1 protein-coding gene is annotated in these 1,017 nt (G+C 49.0%); it reads left to right on the forward strand.

Annotated elements, in window-relative coordinates; genetic code table 11:
• The coding region (locus tag HWQ67_RS19655; RefSeq protein WP_218254389.1) for a DUF2341 domain-containing protein at positions 1 to 1,017 on the forward strand (1,017 nt) is incomplete at both ends.

The raw sequence follows: 1,017 nt of genomic DNA on the forward strand, positions 1-1,017 counted from the left end.
TAGACTTCTGGCAGGAAAGTTACACGTCAAACGTCAGTTCGGTCTTTTGGGTGGAGTTTGATAGCATCGCCGCTTCTCCATCGGTGACTCAGTTTCTGATGTACTATGGCAACTCAGCAGCCACCTCTGGGAGTAATGGAGATAATACCTTTATCTTCTTTGATGACTTTAATGATGCGAGTTTTAACACTACAAAATGGGATGCCGTGCAGGGAGGAGTCAGTGAGGCAAGTGGATTATTAACACTAACGACAACGGGAGGAGTAAGGGGGGTTGTCAAAAGCGATTCTACTCATGCAGCAGGCATACGATTAAGACAAAGCATGAAGACCTATCAGGCTTTTAACGGCGGGGGAATGAGTCTGAGCGGTATCGCAGATTCCAGTGATGCCTTCTTTCAGTATTGGGCTACGGGTGGCTCTAATCCTTATACCTTCAATTCTTATAATGAAGCTGCTGCACAAACTACTGACACAGGGGTAGCAGGAGATACAAGTTTTCACACTTGGGAGAATCTCTGGGTATCAGGCTCGGTTAAGTGTGTCTTAGATGGTACATTGAAGGCGACTCATACTACTCAAGTGCCAAATGAAAGTCTGGGCGTTTTCTGGTTTAACCCTTACACGAATGTTAATGGTGATAGACTAGATGTTGATTGGGTATTTATCGCCAAGTATGTAGCCGCCGAACCCTCAATCAGCAGTTGGGGAAGCCAAAATACCCTTCCTGCTCCTACGGGAGTCTCAGCCACAGATGGGACTTATACGGATAAGGTCGTAGTCGCCTGGACGGAACCGTGCGGAGCTTCGGGGTATTACCTCTATCGTGGGGGAACGTATGTGACTTCCGTGGCTGCCGGGACGGTATCCTATAACGATACGGGAGCGACGGCGGGGACGGTTGACTGTGGAACGCCATCTGGCACTCCTAATATCGGGTATGTGTCCCTGACGACGGTTGGCGAACAGGCCATTAACGCCTCACCTGTGGCGTATACTCTGAAGTCCTATGCGGGAA

This window comes from Candidatus Magnetobacterium casense (assembly GCF_019173545.1).
Classification (GTDB): Bacteria; Nitrospirota; Thermodesulfovibrionia; order Thermodesulfovibrionales; family Magnetobacteriaceae; genus Magnetobacterium; species Magnetobacterium cryptolimnobacter.